This window comes from uncultured Thiodictyon sp., from assembly GCF_903828115.1.
In the GTDB taxonomy this organism is placed as follows: Bacteria; Pseudomonadota; Gammaproteobacteria; order Chromatiales; family Chromatiaceae; genus Thiodictyon.
Map to the genome: position 1 here is coordinate 1 of NZ_CAIKKU010000682.1, position 1,817 is coordinate 1,817.

The following is a 1,817-nucleotide window of genomic DNA, read 5'->3' on the forward strand; positions in this document are numbered from 1 at the left end:
TACGGGAACGCGGACTCAAGGTCGTCGGGATCGATTTCCTCCAGTACAGCGGCGGGGCGTTTTTTTCTATGGAAGCAAACGGCACTTGAGGGCTGTCTAAGCCAGTAGGGAAGCGGATCCTGGCGGTCCAGGAGGAGGACAGCGATGAGCGGCAAGACACGCCGAGCGGAGGCGACAGAAGAACGGCGACTGCGCCCCGAAGTGATGGACTGTGCAGAGTGCGGTCAGCGGCTACGCTTGCAGTACACGACCTGGCGCAAGGTGGCCACGCTCGAGGGTATGCTGCGTCTGAAGGTTTCGATCGGGCGTTGCGAGAATCCGGCTTGTGCGCACTATCACCGATCGACACACCCCGTGGAAGAAGGTCATGTGGTGCTCCCGCACTATGAATATGGGCTGGATGTGCTGGCCTTCATTGGTCAACGGCGTTATCGCGAACAGGCCACGGCGAAGCAGATTCACGCCGCGCTTGAGCAACGTGCGGTGCGCATCAGTCAGCGCAATGTGCAATACCTGCTAGAGCGCTATGACGAATTGGTGGCACTGTCGGTGCGCGATAGCCCCGAGCGTCGCGTCCGGCTCGAGACGCAGGGACGCCTGATCCTGGCCATCGACGGGCTGCAGCCGGATGTCGGTCACGAGGTGTTGTGGGTCATCCGCGAGGTGCTCTCGGGCGAGGTGCTGCTCGCGCGCAGCCGACTGTCCTCGCGGCAAGCGGACCTGGTCGCGCTGCTGCGCGAAGCCATCGCGGGAGTCAAGGCTCCGGTGGTCGGCGTGATCAGCGACGGGCAGCAGAGTATCGGCAACGCGGTGGCGGAAGCGTTTCCTGGCGTGCCCCATCAGCTCTGCCAGTTCCACTATTGGAAACAAGCGGTTAGCCCAGCCTGGGAGGCCGATCGTCATGCCAAGAAGGAATTGAAGAAACGCGTACGCGCGATCCGTCCGCTCGAGCGTACCGTCAGTGAGCGCGAGGATGAGGAGGCGCAGGTGGTGCAAGGCTATTGCGCCGCGGTGCGCGGCGCGCTCAGTGACGAGGGCCAAGCCCCTTTGGAACCAGGCGGGTTGCGACTGCACGAACGCCTGGAGCAGATCGAGGCCAGCTTGCAACGAGCCGAGCAAAAAAGGGGGGCCTGCCGAAACCCCTTCAGCGCTTGCACGGCATCCTTGAGCGCGCCTTGACGGCCACGGCCGCGTACTGGCCACCCTTGGCGGCCATGTTTCAGTGCATTCACGAAGCCGTCGACCTGCTGGAGAATCCCGAGCAACGACCCGCCGCTGAAGTGAGGGCGCGCTATGCGCGCTGGGTGCATGATTTTGCCAAGCGGCTCAAGACCCCGGTCGGGGAAACGATCCGCCACTGGGGCCAGCATTTCGTGAAGATCACCCAGAGTTATTGGTCAGGGCTCTTTCACACCGATGACGTCGATGGGCTACCGCGCACCAACAACGACCTTGAGCATCTGTTCGGCTCCCTGCGCCACCAAGAGCGACGCATCACCGGGCACAAGGTCGCCAGTCCCAGCTTGATCGTGCGTGGCGCCGTGCGGGTGCTCGCCGCCGTGATCACCTGGGCCAATCCGCTCACACCGCGTCAGCTTGGCGAGGTCGACCCGGTGGCCTGGCACGAAGAGCGGCGCCAACTTGGCAAGCTACGCGAGGCACGCCTGCAACAACGGCACTTCCGCCAGCATCCCGATACCTATCTGGCGGCGCTTGAGGAGCGCCTGCTCAAGCTCGGTTTGCCTCCATAGTTTTTTTGTACCCGTCTCCAGCGATCGCCCCGTCGGTTGAGGATCACGCCAATGGTGTTCTCATGA

The 1,817-nt window shown here is 63.1% G+C and carries 1 protein-coding gene; it reads left to right on the plus strand.

All coding sequences use genetic code 11. The annotated features are described in order from the left end of the window. The first annotated feature begins 204 nt into the window (after positions 1–204). A protein-coding gene (locus tag QZY48_RS25860) for an ISNCY family transposase (RefSeq protein ID WP_295436398.1) occupies positions 205–1,751 on the plus strand; the annotation gives its coding sequence in 2 pieces (ribosomal slippage) (positions 205–1,116 and positions 1,119–1,751; 1,545 coding nt in all). Positions 1,752–1,817 lie beyond the last annotated feature (66 nt).